Origin of the sequence: Nocardia sp. NBC_01388, from assembly GCF_045040085.1 — a bacterium.
Classification (GTDB): Bacteria; Actinomycetota; Actinomycetes; order Mycobacteriales; family Mycobacteriaceae; genus Nocardia.
Genome location: NZ_CP109553.1, coordinates 5,784,140 through 5,799,596 on the forward strand (window position 1 = coordinate 5,784,140; position 15,457 = coordinate 5,799,596).

Annotated in this window: 16 protein-coding genes; 10 read left to right on the forward strand and 6 right to left on the reverse strand. The window is 66.8% G+C overall.

The window, feature by feature from the left end; translation table 11 throughout:
* The first annotated feature begins 320 nt into the window (after positions 1–320).
* From OG716_RS27985 to OG716_RS28010, 6 genes are all read left to right on the forward strand, one after another.
* Complete coding sequence (locus tag OG716_RS27985; RefSeq protein WP_405133617.1) at positions 321–2,456, forward strand: AMP-binding protein; 2,136 nt, start codon at positions 321–323, stop codon at positions 2,454–2,456.
* A 160-nt stretch (positions 2,457–2,616) separates the two neighbouring features.
* Positions 2,617–2,997 carry a hemophore-related protein gene (locus OG716_RS27990; protein WP_405133618.1) on the forward strand — a complete coding sequence of 127 codons (381 nt, stop codon included), beginning with the start codon at positions 2,617–2,619 and terminating at the stop codon, positions 2,995–2,997.
* Between the two features lie 155 nt (positions 2,998–3,152).
* A complete protein-coding gene (locus OG716_RS27995; protein ID WP_405133619.1) occupies positions 3,153–3,854 on the forward strand; it encodes a response regulator transcription factor in 702 nt (233 codons plus the stop codon).
* Positions 3,851–5,245 carry a sensor histidine kinase gene (locus OG716_RS28000; RefSeq protein WP_405133620.1) on the forward strand — a complete coding sequence of 465 codons (1,395 nt, stop codon included), beginning with the start codon at positions 3,851–3,853 and terminating at the stop codon, positions 5,243–5,245. Before OG716_RS27995 ends, OG716_RS28000 begins: the two co-directional genes overlap by 4 nt.
* Before the next feature lie 29 nt (positions 5,246–5,274).
* On the forward strand, positions 5,275–6,432 hold the full coding sequence (locus OG716_RS28005) for a hypothetical protein (protein ID WP_405133621.1): 1,158 nt from the start codon (positions 5,275–5,277) through the stop codon (positions 6,430–6,432).
* A 148-nt stretch (positions 6,433–6,580) separates the two neighbouring features.
* On the forward strand, positions 6,581–6,865 hold the full coding sequence (locus OG716_RS28010; RefSeq protein ID WP_405139946.1) for a hypothetical protein: 285 nt from the start codon (positions 6,581–6,583) through the stop codon (positions 6,863–6,865).
* Positions 6,866–7,224: 359 nt separating this feature from the next.
* On the opposite strand, the gene OG716_RS28015 is transcribed toward OG716_RS28010, so the two are convergent.
* Positions 7,225–7,587: an FKBP-type peptidyl-prolyl cis-trans isomerase gene (locus OG716_RS28015; protein WP_297623128.1), complete on the reverse strand. Its 363-nt coding sequence runs from the start codon at positions 7,585–7,587 to the stop codon at positions 7,225–7,227.
* A 91-nt stretch (positions 7,588–7,678) separates the two neighbouring features.
* Between OG716_RS28015 and OG716_RS28020 the strand changes: the two genes are divergently transcribed.
* Both OG716_RS28020 and OG716_RS28025 read left to right on the forward strand, forming a co-directional pair.
* Positions 7,679–8,482: a TrmH family RNA methyltransferase gene (locus tag OG716_RS28020; protein ID WP_405133622.1), complete on the forward strand. Its 804-nt coding sequence runs from the start codon at positions 7,679–7,681 to the stop codon at positions 8,480–8,482.
* Positions 8,479–8,772, forward strand: coding sequence for a DUF2537 domain-containing protein (locus tag OG716_RS28025; RefSeq protein ID WP_355124185.1), 294 nt, complete (start codon positions 8,479–8,481; stop codon positions 8,770–8,772). Before OG716_RS28020 ends, OG716_RS28025 begins: the two co-directional genes overlap by 4 nt.
* 15 nt (positions 8,773–8,787) lie before the next feature.
* Here the strand turns inward: OG716_RS28025 and OG716_RS28030 are convergent, their stop codons facing one another.
* The 3 genes from OG716_RS28030 to serC form a co-directional block, all read right to left on the reverse strand.
* On the reverse strand, positions 8,788–9,528 hold the full coding sequence (locus tag OG716_RS28030; RefSeq protein ID WP_405133623.1) for a DUF6928 family protein: 741 nt from the start codon (positions 9,526–9,528) through the stop codon (positions 8,788–8,790).
* A gap of 471 nt (positions 9,529–9,999) precedes the next feature.
* Positions 10,000–11,172, reverse strand: coding sequence for a septation protein SepH (gene sepH, locus OG716_RS28035; protein ID WP_405133624.1), 1,173 nt, complete (start codon positions 11,170–11,172; stop codon positions 10,000–10,002).
* A 147-nt stretch (positions 11,173–11,319) separates the two neighbouring features.
* On the reverse strand, positions 11,320–12,444 hold the full coding sequence (serC, locus tag OG716_RS28040) for a phosphoserine transaminase (protein WP_405133625.1): 1,125 nt from the start codon (positions 12,442–12,444) through the stop codon (positions 11,320–11,322).
* Positions 12,445–12,509: 65 nt separating this feature from the next.
* Here serC and OG716_RS28045 point away from each other — a divergent pair, with 65 nt between their 5' ends.
* Positions 12,510–13,298 (forward strand): hypothetical protein, encoded by a 789-nt coding sequence (locus tag OG716_RS28045; RefSeq protein WP_405133626.1) that lies wholly within the window; start codon positions 12,510–12,512, stop codon positions 13,296–13,298.
* Between the two features lie 161 nt (positions 13,299–13,459).
* Here the strand turns inward: OG716_RS28045 and OG716_RS28050 are convergent, their stop codons facing one another.
* Both OG716_RS28050 and OG716_RS28055 read right to left on the reverse strand, forming a co-directional pair.
* Positions 13,460–14,317 carry a polysaccharide deacetylase family protein gene (locus OG716_RS28050; protein WP_405133627.1) on the reverse strand — a complete coding sequence of 286 codons (858 nt, stop codon included), beginning with the start codon at positions 14,315–14,317 and terminating at the stop codon, positions 13,460–13,462.
* Between the two features lie 44 nt (positions 14,318–14,361).
* Positions 14,362–14,724, reverse strand: coding sequence for a DUF1272 domain-containing protein (locus tag OG716_RS28055; protein ID WP_405133628.1), 363 nt, complete (start codon positions 14,722–14,724; stop codon positions 14,362–14,364).
* Between OG716_RS28055 and OG716_RS28060 the strand changes: the two genes are divergently transcribed.
* Positions 14,723–15,421, forward strand: a complete 699-nt coding sequence (locus OG716_RS28060) for an RDD family protein (RefSeq protein ID WP_405133629.1) — start codon at positions 14,723–14,725, stop codon at positions 15,419–15,421. The genes OG716_RS28055 and OG716_RS28060 overlap by 2 nt on opposite strands.
* Positions 15,422–15,457: the final 36 nt, after the last annotated feature.

Sequence of the window (15,457 nt, forward strand, 5' to 3'; positions counted from 1 at the left end):
AACTGGCCCCTGCCACGCGCTATCAGCGAGCCTCCGCGATCGCACGCTGGGCTCGACAAGCAGAGCTGACCGAGAACTGCGGCTGGCCGAGAAATTGCGTCCATGACGGCCGAAATATGTGACATGCGATTCTAACGGATCAATAACTTCTTGTGTGACCTTCTGGCAACCACCGGCCGCTGACCTGCCGTTTGCAGGCAAAATCAAAGGTCGCGGCGTCCGCCCGGACGTCGCGTGAAGTCTGCCACAATCAGGCTGATCTATCGAGGCGGGCATCCATGCCCTTCACATGCGTGCTGCGGAGCTAGGGAGTCACGGGGTTGAACGTGAAGCAGGAGTACCGACCGGCGTATCAATTGAGCCTGGTCGATCCCTCGGAGTTCTGGCGCACCGCGGCCGAGTCCATCAGCTGGGATGTGCCGCCCACCCACATTGTCGACTCGGCTGCGCGCCCGACGGCCCGCTGGTTTCCGGACGCTCGCCTCAACACCTCCTACAATGCGCTCGATCGACATGTGCGCGAGATCACACCATCCGAGGAGGGTTCCCCGGGTCAGGAGGGGGGTCGCGCCGATCAGCCCGCCCTAATATACGACTCCGCTATGACCGGTGCCAGGCTGGTTTACACATATAGGGAGCTACTGGACGAAGTCGCCCGATTTGCCGGATCCATGCTGCGGCTCGGCGTCAAAACCGGCGATCGAGTCGTCATATATATGCCGATGATTCCGGAATCGGTCATCGCCATGCTCGCCTGCGCCCGGATCGGCGCGGTGCACTCGGTGGTTTTCGGCGGTTTCGCGGCCCACGAATTGGCCGCCCGCATCGATGATGCCGAGCCTGTGCTCATCATCACAGCCTCCGGCGGTCTCGAGCCGGGGCGGCGCATCGAATACCCGCCGATCGTGCTGCAGGCCCTCGACCTCGCCCAGACCACCGCGGCCCGCAATGTCATCGTCAAGCACCGCGACGGCTTCGACCCCATGCGTTTTCCGGCCGATCAGGCCGCCACCGACAGCCTGCCCGCCTCCTCCGAGACCGTGGCCGCCCGCTGGCTGGACTGGGACGACGCCACCCGCGACGCCGAACCCGCCGCCCCCGTCTCGCTGGCCGCGACCGATCCGCTGTACATCCTCTACACCTCCGGAACCACCGGGAAGCCGAAGGGCGTGGTGCGCGACAACGGCGGGCACGCGGTCGCGCTGGCCTGGTCCATGCGCAATATCTATGACGTCGACGGCGGCCAGGTCATGCTGACGACCTCCGATATCGGCTGGGTCGTCGGGCACTCCTACATCGTCTACGCGCCGCTGCTCGTCGGCGCGACCACTGTCCTGTACGAGGGCAAGCCGATCGGCACGCCCGACGCGGGCGCCTTCTGGCGCATGGTCGACGAATACAAGGTCGATGTGATGTTCACCGCGCCGACCGCACTGCGCGCCATCCGCCGCGCCGATCCGGAGGCCGCGACCGCCCGCCGCCACGACCTGTCCTCGCTGCGCGCCCTGTTCTGCGCGGGCGAGCGCCTGGACCCGACCACTTACGAGTGGTCCGTCGAGACCCTGCTCGCGGACCGGCCCGACTGCCCGGTCGTGGATCACTGGTGGCAGACCGAGACCGGCTGGCCTATTTGCGCCAATCCGCTCGGGCTGCAACAACTTCCGATCAAGGCCGGTTCCGCCTCGGTGCCGGTGCCCGGATACCGGCTGCGCGTGCTGGACTCGGACGGCAATGCGGTGCCGCCCAATACAGAGGGCAATATCGTCATCGGGCTGCCGCTGCCGCCCGGCACCCTGACCACGCTGTGGCGGGACGACGCGCGCTTCGAACGCTCCTATCTCTCCGCCTATCCCGGCCACTATCTGAGCGGCGACTCCGGCTACTTCGACGAGGACGGGTACCTGTTCGTCCTCGGGCGCAGCGATGACGTGATCAATATGGCCGGGCACCGGCTCTCGGCCGGCGGCATCGAGGCCGCCATCGCCGGGCATCCACTGGTCGCCGAGACCGCGGTGGTCGGGGTGCCGGACGAGCTGAAGGGGCAGCGGCCCATCGGATACGTGGTACTCAAGGCCGGTGTCGATATCGAGCCCGAACGCCTGCGCGCCGAGATCATCGACCGGGTCCGCCAGCGGGTGGGCGCGATCGCCACCCTCTACGACGTGGTCGCGGTGACCGCACTGCCCAAGACCCGCTCCGGAAAGATCCTGCGCCGCACCATGCGTCAGATCGCGGCGGGTGATGCGTACGAGGTGCCGCCGACCATCGAGGACGCGGGCATGCTGACCACCCTGGAGAAGCAGATCCGGGATGCGGTGACGCTCATGGAGGATAAGGAGCGCATTGCGGCGGCCGATGCCGCGACCGCCGCCACCATGCCGTTCCGCCGCATCGATCCGAATGCCACCGAGGGCCCCGCCGCCGCGCCTGCCGGAGATCCCGCGCCGACCGCCTGACATGTGTCCGTCGCCACACACCCTCACGGTTTTCTCAGACTGAGCTCAAGCGCCCCCCATGCCGATGGCCTAGCGTCGGGCAGGCACGGATCGAGGGATCCGCGCACAGTCCTGGCGCGGATCACCGTGGTTCCGCGTGCTAGCCGAGAAAGGTCGATGCATGAGTTTCGTCCGTAATCGCCGGATCGCCGCAGTCTTCGGAGCCGGTGCGCTCGCTACCCTCGCCATCTCGCTCGTCCCGGCCACCGCCTCCGCCAGCCCGGCGGATCTGGCCGGACCGCTGCTGAATTCGACCTGCACCTTCACGCAGGTGGATGCCGCGCTGCACGACAAGGCCCCGTCGCTGGCCACCTACCTCGATCAGAACCCCTCGGCCAAGGCCGAACTGCAGGCCAAGTTCGATCAGCCGGTCACCCAGCGTCAGGCCGAATTCGACGCCTACATGAGCGAGCACCCGGAGGCCGCCAACACCGACGACCCGCGCGCCTCCGGCATCGGCGCCTCGATCCAGCAGGTCGCCGACTCCTGCCACAACTACTGACACCGAGGGCGTAATACTGGACCGCGAACCCCTGAGGTTCGCGGCCCGTCTCGTTCTGGACTGAGCGGAGCGGAGGAGCGAAGCGGAGGAGCGGAGGGAGGGAAGAACGAGACCTCCAGGGCCGCGAACCCGCCCGGAGCGAAGCGGAGGGCAAATTGGACACAGCGGTACCGACTGTCCTGGTCGTCGACGACGATGAGGACGTGCTCGTCTCGGTCGAACGCGGGCTCCGGCTCTCGGGGTTCCGGGTGGTCATCGCCCGGGACGGTGCGGCCGCGCTGCGCGCCGTGACCGAGGCCGCCCCCGATGCGATCGTGCTCGATATGAATATGCCCATCCTCGACGGTGCGGGCGTGGTCACCGCGCTGCGCGCCATGGGCAATGAGGTGCCGATCTGCGTACTGTCCGCGCGCAGTTCGGTCGACGATCGCATTTCCGGTCTCGAATCAGGGGCCGACGACTATCTCGTGAAGCCGTTCGTACTCGCCGAACTGGTGGCGCGGATCAAGGCGCTGCTGCGCCGCCGCAGTGATGTGCCCGCCTCCACCATTCCCGGTGCGATCACCGTGGGCCCGCTCGAAGTGGATGTCGCGGGTTACCGCGCCCTGCTGCACGGCGACGAAATCGAGCTCACCAAAAGGGAATTCGAACTACTTTCCACACTGGCCCGCAGTGCCGGCGTGGTGCTCAGCCGGGAACGGCTGCTGGAATTGGTGTGGGGCTACGACTTCGCGGCCGACACCAATGTGGTGGACGTTTTTGTCGGCTATCTGCGCCGCAAGCTGGAGATCGACGGCACGCCGCGGCTGCTGCACACCATTCGCGGCGTCGGATTCGTGTTGCGCGCACCGAAATGAACGCCCTTCGCCTGCCCCGCTTCCGTCGTCGCACTCGCCGCCGCTCGTATTCGCTGCGGGCCCGCGTCGCCGCGGCGGCCGCGCTCGGCGCGACAATCATTGTGGCAGTGCTGAGTTGGTTCACCATGTACGCCATCGAGCGCAATAATCTGGCGCAGGCCGATCAGCAGCTGGCCGTCACCTCGCGGGTGGTATTGATCGAACCGGTGCTCGCGGTGACCGTACTCGGGGTGCTCGGGCCCACCAATGATCTGGCGCTGACCGTCCGCAATGCCGATGGATCCCTGGCGAGCACCGGAGTTCAGCTGCCCCCGCTGCCGGTGGGCAATCAGACCGTCACGGTGGACGGCAATACCTACCGCGTGATGACCACGACCCAGAATCAGCCTGCGGGTCGCATTGTCTCCCTTGGTCTTCCGACCACCGAGAACGAACGCGCCACCGCCGCGCAGCGCCGCTGGGTGCTGTGGGCCGCACTGCTGGCGGTCGCCGCGGCGGCCGGACTCGGCTGGCTGTTCGGCGGGCGGGCGGTACGGCCCATCGAGAATCTGACACAGCGGCTGGACGGGCACGGCAAACCCGGTGTGCCGCAACCGGTCGACGGCTCCGGCGTGCGGGAGGCCGAACAGCTCGCCGATGCGGTCAACACCATGCTGCTGCGCATCGACCGGGCGCAGGCCGAGACCGCGGCGGCGCTGGAGACCGCGCGTGATTTCGCCGCCGTGTCCGCGCACGAACTGCGCACGCCGCTGACCGCCATGCGCACCGACCTCGAGGTGCTGCGCACGCTCGATCTGGACGAGACGCAGCGCGCGGAAATCCTGGCCGATCTGCATCGCGGGCAGAATCGGGTGGAGTCCACCCTGGCCGCGCTGGAACGGCTCGCGGCCGGTGATCTCACCAATGTGCGCGACCATGTGGCCACCGATGTGGCCGAACTCATCGATGCCGCCGTGCACGATGCGAGCCGGCACTTTCCGACGCTGAAGGTACGCGTCGATACCGATGCCGAGCTGGTCACGCGTGGTCTGCCGACCGGCATGCGATTGGCGATCGACAATGCGCTCACCAATTCCGCGCGGCACGGCGGGGCGACCGAGGCGCTGGTGTCCGCGCATCGAGATGCCCACGGGCACATAGTCATATCGGTCGACGACAATGGTCGCGGTATTCCGGTGGAGGAGCGGACCGCGGTCTTCGAGCGGTTCTTCCGGGGCAGCCGGGCCATCAAGGGCGGGTCCGGGCTCGGGCTGGCGCTGGTGGCGCAGCAGGCGCAATTACACGGTGGCCGGGCGTATTTCGACGACGGGCTGCTCGGCGGTGTGCGACTGGTCCTGGAGATACCGGACAATCCAGTCTTTACCGAACTCTCAGACAAACGTCAGAGCTAGCGCCATTTCGGACCTCTACGGTTCTAATAGTGTTCGCTAAACGCAGTCGCTGGGCCCTGCTCGTTCTGATTCTCGCTGCCGCGGTCACGGCGGGTGTGATCGGCTATCTCCGGCTGTCGCCGGCGCCGACGGGGGTGGCACTGATCAATAAGGACACCGGACCGATGGGCGCGAAGATCGCACGGGCGCTGCAGGACAGCGGGACCGGCCACTGGGATGTGGTGGATTCCGCCTCCACCAAGGACTACGCGGCCGTGATCACGCTGCCCGCGAACCTGTCCACCTCGGTCGCCACGCTGGCCACCGATAAACCACAGCGCACCCAGGTTTCCGTGGACACCGCCGAACATGCCGACGCGAATACCGTGAACGACGCGGTGACCGAGGTGACCCGCAAGATCAGCGCATCGGGACTGGACACCGTCTTCGCGTCCATGAACTCCGCACGCGGGCAGGTATCGCAGATGCAGTTCACCACCATGCTGCTCAATGCGGGCGTGAAAGCAGCCGCCGACGGGGCGCAGCAGTTCGGGTCCGGGGCGGATCAGATGCTCGCCTTCCTGGATCAGGCGAAGGCCGGGGCCGGGCAGATCACCTCGGCCATCAACAGCCTGAACACCACGGTCGCGGCGGCCACCACGCAGGCGAATCAATTTGCCACCGCACTGGATTCGACCGGGGTGACGGTGGGGCAGGTTTCGCAGGCCGCGAGCCAGCTCAGCGGGGGCATCAATTCCATCGTGCCGCTGTTGCAGGCACTGCCGTTCGCGAACGATCCGCAGCTGGCGAGCATCATCACGCAGTTGCAGGGGCTGCAAACCGTCGCGAACCAGGCGGGAACACAGCTCGAAGGGGTGGGCACGCTGGTCGGAACCGCGGTCACGCCGAATACCCAGATCGGGCAGCTGCTGCGGGATGGCGCGACGCGCCTGGGTGAGGCGAGTGCGCAATTGAATCAGGGTGGACAGCTGGCCGCGAGCATTCCGCAGCTGGCCGATGAGGGTAAGACACAGCTGCTCGCCGCGCTGTCGGCGCTGACCTCCGGGGTGGGCCAATTGCAGGCTGTGACGACCACTTTGGGCTCGCAGGCAGATAAGGCGCTGACCGCGCTGCCGCTGCGCGGGGTGCCGCAGCAGTCCGTGATCGCGACCGCGCTGGCGGACCCGGTGGATATCGTTCGCAAATAAACGTTCGCAAACAATCAGCAACAATCAGCGGTTCTTCCAGATAGAATCATGCCCGAATTGCTCTAATCGACCCGTTTGCACTACCGCTCTACCGCGCCAAGGCTCGAACCCCCGCGCACCAGGTACCGGAGAGGAAACGATCTTGAGCATGCTGTTGTCCGCGCACGACCTGTACGGCACAGTCCTCGCCCAGATGGGCAATCCCACATCCGAGACGCCACCCATGGCCGACAAGATGATGAAGATGTTCCGCTACTTCACCTGGTTCACCCAGATGTCCGGAATCGCGGCCATCACCTACGGTGGCGGCAAATTCGCCTGGGAGAAGTGGGGCGGCGGATCCGGATCCCCGAAGATGGTCGCCAACGCCATGATCGGCGGAGCCACCGCCACCAGCGCCGGAACCATCATGAACACGGTCGTCGGCTCCTAGAGCCGACAGGGTAACTCGGGGGCCGAGCCCCCGAGACCCCCGGCAAATCCGGGGCGGTCGCGTTTCGGGGGCGAGCCCCCGAAACCCCCACACCAGTGCGAATCGGCCCCGCCTCGCAGCTCAGCTCCGCCGGGCAAGCTCCGCCGGGCAGGCACGTCGCGACTCAGCTCCGCCGGGCAGGCGCCCTCGCAGCTCCGCCAGACAAGCACATCGCGACTCAGCTCCGCGGGACAGTCGCCTCGCAGCCCAGTTCCGCAGGGCAGGCGCGTCGGCTCCGACAGGGCGGCGCCCGAATTCCATACAGCTGCGCCCGCCTCGCGAATGCGAGGCGGGCGCGGGCGGTTTCAGGCCGCTGGTGCTCAGTTCAGCACGTCCTGCAGGTCGATGACGAAGACCAGGGTCTTGCCCGACAGGTGGTGACCGGCGCCGGCGGGGCCGTAGGCCAGCTCCGGCGGGATGGTGAGCTGACGGCGGCCGCCGACCTTCATGCCCGGAATGCCTTCCTGCCAGCCCTGAATCAGGCCGCGCAGCGGGAAGGTGATGGATTCGCCGCGGTTCCAGGAGGAATCGAACTCTTCGCCGCTGTCGAACTCGACGCCCACGTAGTGCACATCGACGGTGTCGCCGGGCTTGGCTTCCGTGCCCTCGCCCACGACGAGGTCCTTGATCACCAGCGTGGCGGGCGCGGGCCCGTCCTGGAATTCGATTTCGGGCTTGCTCATGGGTGGTCCTCTTCGATAGGGGATCGGGATCGTGATCACTCTAGGCCGTGCCGGGAACGGACCCCGAACGACGTCACGCGAGAATGTCTCGGTGGCCGAAGTGATCGATATCGACGACCCCGCCGATCCGCGGGTGGCCGATTTCCGCGACCTCAGCAATGCGGACCGGCGACCGGACCTGCCCGGTGGCAAAGGGCTGGTGATCGCCGAGGGCACCGTGGTGGTGGAACGCATGCTGGCCTCGCGTTTCGCACCCTTCGCGGTGCTCGGGGTGGCGCGCCGGTACGAACTGCTGGCCGAGCAGCTTGCGGGGGTGGATGTGCCCTACTACCGCGCGACCGCCGAGGTGATGGCGGAGATCGTCGGCTTCCATCTCAATCGCGGGGTGCTGGCGGCGGCGCGGCGGCCGCCCGAACTCACCGCCGAGCAGGTGCTGGCCGGGGCGCGCACGGTGGCCGTGCTGGAGGGCGTGAACGATCACGAGAACATCGGGTCGATCTTCCGCAATGCGGCCGGACTGGGCGCGGATGCGGTGCTCTTCGGTGATCGCTGCTCCGATCCGCTGTATCGGCGCTCGGTGCGGGTGTCCATGGGGCATGTGCTGAGAATCCCGTTCGCACAACTGCCTCCACTGCCCGGCAGTCTGGATATGTTGCGCGACAAGTGTTTCCAGATCATCGCCCTGACCCCGGACCCGAAGGCGGATACGCTCGCCGCCGCCATGACCGGCGAGCGGGTGGCCCTGCTGCTCGGCGCGGAGGGCCCCGGCCTGACCGAGGAAACCATGCGGGCCAGCGACACTCGCGCGCGTATCCCCATGACACCGGGCACCGATTCGCTTAATGTGGCGACCGCGGCCGCCATGGCCTTCTACGAAAGAGTGCGTGCCCAGTGAGTTATCCGCCGGACGGTCCCTACGGCTACGGGTACTCCGAACCGACCCCGTGGGCGACCGGCATCGCCGTCATCGTCTGCGTCGGGCTGCTGACCGCCACGGGTGTCTACGCCTTCGGTTCCGCACTGGCACAGGTGCATCCGCTGCTGTCCGCGGCCGTGAATCTCATTGCGGTGGGCGGCGCGACGCCGACCGCATGGCGCTGGCGGTTCCAGCCGGTGACCCGCTGGGTGATCGGCGGACTGGGCGCGGGCGTGCTGGTGGCCTGGCTCGCACTGCTCGTCTCGTAACCGGGACCGGCCTTCTCAGGAGACCCGATCGCGGCCGCGCAGCCACCCGAACAATCCGCGCTTGCCAGTGGTGCGCTCGGTCACCGCCGGCACGGGCACAGCATCGAGCGCGGGCGCCTGCCCCTTGGGGAACAGCGAGAATCCGCACACCGCGATCTGATCCGGCGTCAGCGCGTCCTCGGAAAACTTGCCGCGATAACGGAATCCGAGCCATTCCTGATTGGCGGCGTCCGCGAAGTCCGGCGGATCGAACGGCAGCATCTGCGGATCGGCCATTTCGCCCGGTTCCAATTCGATGGGGTACTCCCCCGCCCAGTGCGGCCGCTCCCACACCCGCGGCAGGCCCTGATCCTCGAGGATATTGACGCGTGTGGAACTGAAGGACCGCCGGAATTCACCGCGCTCCCACTGCGCGAACGCGCCCCAGCCCAGCGAGAGGTCATAGGCGATCAGATAGGTGTGCTCCGAGGCGAGCGGACGGACCAGCAGCTCCGGCAGTTCCGTCGGTCTCGGCAGCGCGGCCTGGGTGGAGCAGACGACGGTGACACCGGGATAGCAACCGATATAGATGGATTCCGGATCTGGTCCGGCCCAGACCTTCAGGGTGCCGGAGGCGGCAGGCACCACATCACGCTCCGGATTGAGCTGCCGTGCCAGCGCCCAGGCGGCCTCGGGATCCGGGCCGGGGTGATCGCGCAGCACCGCGACCGGGTCGGGGGCATCGATGTACCAGAGAGACGAGACTGTGGACGGCACTTCCGGCACCTCCCGAATTCCTCGCGACCCAAGGACAGCAACTCTTGAGCAACATTCAGTGGCCGTGACGCGGCGTCGGCGTGGACAGCCCCGGCAATCACCGCCACCACTACAAAATCTACTCCCACCAACGCCGGAAAAGTCGCTGTTCGCCAACCTCTCCCCCGGCGCGGCGAACTCATAGCCCCACAAAAAGATCCGCACGACACAGTCGACCAACCAAACCCGCAACCACACCGCAACAATTTCAGGGATACAGCAAACTTTCAGCTGAAAATAGCGCAGCATCGCCCCGCACGTTTGCAAAATAAGGAACCGAACAACCGATCTCGTAAGATCCGGGTAACTCCCCGGGCACCTCAAAATAGTTGCGGCTCCCCACCGCACCACGCGTCCCCAACCCCCGACGGCTCCCAGGCCGCGCGCTAAAGGTTCAGAGAGGCGGCTCAGAGAGGCGGCTCGGAGACGCGGTTAATGCCCGGAACTGCGTACGCCTAGGAGTACGTCTTCCCAGGACGGCATAGGCGCCTTGCCGCCACGCTTGGCGCGATTCGGCTTGGCCGGAGCCGGTTTGGCAGCGGCCGGAGCGGCGGATGCCGCGGCAGCCGGGGCGGACGGTTCCGCAGCGGGAGCCTCCGCGGCCACCGGAACGGGAGTCGGAGCAGCGGGAGCCGGAGCCGCTGGAACGGGGGCGGCCGGAACGGGAGCCGGAGCCGACGGAGCTGTCTGCGCCGGAGCCGACGGAGCGACCGGAGCCGGGGCAGCTGGCGCGGGCGCCGACTGTGCCGGAGCCGCAGGCGGATTCGGTGTTGCCGGAGCCGAGGGTGCGACCGGGACCGGAGCCGGAGCGGCGACCGTGGCAGCGGGCACCGTGCCGTCACCGACGGCGGCGCGCTGCTCGAAGTAACCGTCCATGCTCGCCGGGCTGGCGACCCGGGCGGGTGAGCTCTCGTATTCGGCCCGCTCTTCGCGCGGGGCGGGCGCCGGAGTACGCAGCGCGGGCGCCTCGGCGACCGGCTCGTTCTGGGCGGGCAGGATGGTGGCGAGCCCGCGCAGGGCCCGGCCGAAGTCCGGATCGATCAGATCGGAGGCCGGATCATCCAGCGGCACTACCGAACCGCCGTGCGCGTCGGGCTGGTAGCGCCAGTGCGCGGCAATGACGGAACGACCCGCCTGCCACTGCAATTGGGCGACCCAGTAGCCCTTCTCGTCCTTCCAGGCATCCCACTCGGCGACGTCGATATTGTGGCCGCGCTCGGCGAAGGCCGCGGAGATGATCTCGATGAGGGTTTCGACGGCGGGGCCGTCATTGCGCACCGGATGCGCCTTCTGTGCCAGCTCAGCGGCCCGGGCACGTTCCAGCAGAACGGGATACGCGAAGCGCTCGACCCGGCTGGCCGGCATGCCGGACTCTTCGGTCACCTGTTCCACCGAGGCACCGGCACGAACACGGGCCTGGATATCGCGAGGGCGCATCGTGGCTTCCGTTTCGATCTCGATTTGGCCGAACCTGGCAAGATCTCCGCGGGCAGCGGCACGCAGTTTGTCATCGGCGGCAAGCCGGTACTTCTGACCACTTTCGGTATCGATGCACACGATGTGTGTGGAATCGGGCGTCAATCCGATTACTCGAAGTTCACGCACCGTTACCTCCAATCACAGCTGCCAGGCTCGAGACACCGCCCACGATAATGGAACAGTAGTGCACTTCTGGGGTTCGTGGGGCAAGACACGCGGCGCGGAAATCTGTCGCCAGAGCTCCGCGCCGCATACTGTGTCTAAGTTTCGGTATCAGCCGATCTTTTCCACGACCCAATCAATGCAGCGGGTCAGCTGCGACACATCCTCCGGATCGATGGCCGGGAACATGCCTACCCGCAGCTGGTTACGACCCAGCTTACGGTACGGCTCGGTATCGACGATTCCGTTGGCGCGCAGCACCTTCGCAACCTGTGCGGCATCCACCGAGTCCGCGAAGTCGATGGTGCCGACAACCTGCGAGCGGTGCGCCGGGTTCGCCACGAACGGAGTCGCATAATCGCTGGTCTCGGCCCACGAGTACAGCCGTGAGGAAGAATCCGCGGTGCGCTTTACGGCCCAATCCAGGCCGCCGTTTCCATTCATCCATTCGATCTGATTCGCAAACAGCAACAGCGTGGCGAGCGCCGGAGTGTTGTAGGTCTGATCTTTGGTGCTGTTGTCGACCGCGATAGGCAGCGACAGGAATTCGGGGGTCCAGCGACCCGAGTTCTTGATCTCCTCGACCCGCGCCAGCGCGGCCGGGCTCATCAGCGCGATCCACAGGCCGCCGTCGGAGGCGAAGCACTTCTGCGGTGCGAAGTAGTACACATCGGAGTCGGCGACGTTCACCGGCAAACCGCCCGCGCCGGAGGTGGCGTCGATGGCGATCAGCGCATTCTCCGAGCCCGCGGGACGCGAGACGGGGATGGCGACACCGGTGGAGGTCTCGTTGTGCGCCCAGCCGATGAGGTCGACCGACGGATCGGAGGTCGGCTCGGGCGCGCTGCCCGGCTCGGACTTCACCACGATCGGGTCGCCGATGAACGGGTTGCCTTTGGCCACGGAGGCGAACTTGGAGGAGAACTCGCCGTTGCTCAGGTGCAGCGACTTCTCCCGGATCAGGCCGAACGCGGCCGCATCCCAGAACGCGGTGGTGCCGCCGTTGCCCAGCACGACCTCGTAACCGTCGGGCAGGGTGAACAATTCGCGTAGACCGGTGCGCACCCGCGCCACCACGTCCTTGACCGGCTTCTGCCGGTGCGAGGTGCCGAATACGGAGGCGCCGGTATCCACCAGGGACTGCAGCTGTTCGGGACGCACCTTGGAGGGTCCGCAGCCGAACCGTCCGTCGGCAGGCTTGAGATCGTCGGGGATGGCCGGGAACGCAGAGGTCATGGCGACAAGGGTAGTTGCTGTGTATTACCGCCGAAACGAGTGGGTGAGCATTACCGTTCACCATCATGAGCATGGCCGCGCACGAGCGACCGAGTCCCACCGCCGAGAGATCCGACGGCCTGCCGAATTCGGCAGGTGCACAACGCGACAGCCCAGGTGAGGGGCCCCGCCCGGGATTGTTCCGGCGATGGTCGGGGCGGCGGCTGTCCTCCCAATTCGGTTCGCCCGGCTTACGACTGCATCTCGCGGCGCCGAATCGCGGCCCCGGGCTGGACGATGCCGCGCGCCGCGAACTGCTCATCCACGGCACCGAGGGCACGGCCACCGTTCTGAGCGTGCGCGGCGCGCGCACTTCCGAGGAGGACGACGGGCCCGATTCCGGCCACGAATACTGGGTCCGAATCCAATTGGAAGGCAAGCACGCCTACGAGACCCGGGTCCGGCAGCGTGTCAGCCCCCCTGATCAGGAGTGGATGCAACCCGGCGACATCATCGCCTGCCGGGTCGATCCGGGCGATCACGACCGCGTGGTGCTCTATGTCCCCGCGGTCAACGAAACGGCGCGCACCAATATCGCCAAGATCCTCAGCGACGGCCGCCGCGCGCAGGCCACCGTGCTCGCCACCACGCCGGTGGCCGCCGACTACACCGGGCGTGATGATCCGGTGCTGCGATTGGACCTCGAATTGCATGCCTGGGACGAGCCCGCCCCGTGGCGAGTCCGGATAGTGCACCCGGTTCCGCTGTCCGCACTGGAACTGGTTGACCTCGGGCGGCGACTGGAGGTCGCGTTCTTCACCGTCGACCGCGGCGAATCGGTCGCCGTCGACTGGAACGCCTCTCGCGACCGCTGAGCTGTATTTTCTGCCTCCGCTTCGCTGCGGCGGGGTCGTGGCCCTGTTACCCGGGTCTTCCCTCCTCCGCTCCTCCGCTTCGCTCCCCCGCTCCGTCAGTCCAGACCCGGGCGGGCCACGACATTGGAGTGGATGCCTCTGCGGGCGAAGCGGAGGCGGAACTACGGCAGTCGGACGAAGGCGAATCCGCTGGAGCGCAAGGCCGGAATCGCGTTGTACATACCGGGCCCGGTGCCGGACTTGGGTCGGTGCATGTGCGCGATGGAGATGCCCCCGGACTGGGCCTTCATCATATTGGCCTGCACCTGGGCGGCCGTTGCGGTGGCACCCGAGTCGGCATTGATGGAGAACCCGACCGGAGTCTCGCCCAGATCCTGCACGATCGACACCGCGAGCTCGTCGTAGTGCGCGGTACCGGTGCGGAAGAAGCGTGGCGCATGGCCGGTGAGGGCTACGAGGCGTTCGTGATTGCCCCACACCTCGTCGACCGCCTCCTGCGGGGACGCGGTGCCGTTGATTCCGTAGACGGCGCGACCGTTCACCGAGAGCGGGCGGTGCGCGGTGCCGTGATTGCCGAGCTCGAAAAGCGGATTGGCCGCCAGCTGGGCGGCACGGAATTGATTGGCATCGATCCAGCGCCTGTTGACGAAGAGGGTGGCTGGAATCTGCTGTGCGATAAGCAGACTCAGCAAATTCTCGTCGACGTCGTCGTTGCCCGGGCCGCCGCATGCGTCGAAGGTGACGGAGAACTGCTTACCGGTGGCATTGAAATTCGTGATGATGCCGGGGATATCCATCCCCCACTGCTGCGGCTTTTTGCCCGCATACTTGGCAGCCACCGAGTCGGGGGTCACTCCGGTCGCGGTCAGCGGCAGTTTTGATGTCCTGGTCGGCGCGGTATCCATAATCCGCTCGGCCGCATTACCGGTGGCAGAGCCGCATCCGGCGGTGACGAAGCCCGCGGCCAAGGCCGCGCCGGCGGTGAGTAGGCGTCTCCGGGAAAGTCCTGCATCGAACACCGTCGCAGGCTATGCCAATCCAAAGGGCATCGCCAGGATTTGCCTCAGCGTGCTTCCGACATTCGCGGCCTGGCAACCCATTCGCCACCACAATTCGGACAAATGTAATTCATTGTTCGACCACACGACTCACAGAATGTGCACTCGTACGCGCATCTCAGCGCCGGACCGTCGGCAGGCAGCTCCGCAACCTCGCAGCGTTCACAGCGAATTCTCATCCCCAGCGCCATCTCACACCCCCGGCCCACCGCATGCGTCCCGCCCGGCGCGCCTGCGACGCCGGAGTACTCCAGAATGTAGCGGCCCATGTCACTTGCCGTCGACGGACGATCAGCGGCAATCGGGGGGCCGGTCGGCCCGCGCCCATTGCGGCGCCGACCGTTTCGACTCGCAACGAGGAAGTACATGACCTACCCGAACAACCCTTATCCGCCCCAGCAGCCGCAGCCTGGATACGGCTATCCCCCACAGCAGCAGCCGGGCTACGGCTATCCGCAGCAGGACGCCGGCTACCAGCAGCAGCCCGGATATCCACAGCAGGCTCCGGTGCAGCCCGGATATCCGCAACCGGCGTATGGCGCCCCGCAACCCGGATACAACGGCTACTCCCCCTTCGGCGCACCACAGCAACCACTGGCGAGCTGGGGTGCGCGGGTGGGCGCGTACTTCATCGACACGCTGATCTTCGCCCTGCCCGGCGGGATCCTGAACGTCCTGGCGGCGACGGTCGGCACCTCGTCCATGACGTGCTCGGTCGACAATTCGAGCTACAGCTACAGCTCGAGCTGCTCCGGCGGCGGCTACACCGCGGTCGGCGGAATCCTGCTGCTGCTGGGCTTCGTCGTCGGCGTCGGGGGCATGCTGTTCCTGGCCTACCGGGAAGGCACCACCGGCCAGACGCCCGGCAAGCGAGCGCTCAATATTCGCCTGGTGCGCGAATCCGCCCCCGGCCAGCCGCTCGGTTTCGGATTGGCATTCGGTCGCAAGCTGCTGCACTTCGTGGACGCACTGCCCTGCTACCTGGGTTTCCTGTGGCCGCTGTGGGATGACAAGAATCAGACCTTCGCCGACAAGATCGTCGGCACGGTCGTAGTGAAGGCCTGATCAGAGCATCTGATCGAAACAGCGCGGCTCGCAACG

Bases quoted from the DNA above. Each gene is read 5' to 3' on its own strand.
- OG716_RS27990 (WP_405133618.1), top strand. From the start codon at position 2,617: ATGAGTTTCGTCCGTAATCGCCGGATCGCCGCAGTCTTCGGAGCCGGT.
- OG716_RS28000 (WP_405133620.1), top strand. From the start codon at position 3,851: ATGAACGCCCTTCGCCTGCCCCGCTTCCGTCGTCGCACTCGCCGCCGC.
- OG716_RS28060 (WP_405133629.1), top strand. From the start codon at position 14,723: ATGACCTACCCGAACAACCCTTATCCGCCCCAGCAGCCGCAGCCTGGA.
- OG716_RS28015 (WP_297623128.1), bottom strand. From the start codon at position 7,587: ATGAGCAAGCCCGAAATCGAATTCCAGGACGGGCCCGCGCCCGCCACG.
- OG716_RS28045 (WP_405133626.1), top strand. From the start codon at position 12,510: ATGAGCATGGCCGCGCACGAGCGACCGAGTCCCACCGCCGAGAGATCC.
- serC (WP_405133625.1), bottom strand. From the start codon at position 12,444: ATGACCTCTGCGTTCCCGGCCATCCCCGACGATCTCAAGCCTGCCGAC.
- OG716_RS28010 (WP_405139946.1), top strand. From the start codon at position 6,581: ATGCTGTTGTCCGCGCACGACCTGTACGGCACAGTCCTCGCCCAGATG.
- OG716_RS28055 (WP_405133628.1), bottom strand. From the start codon at position 14,724: ATGTACTTCCTCGTTGCGAGTCGAAACGGTCGGCGCCGCAATGGGCGC.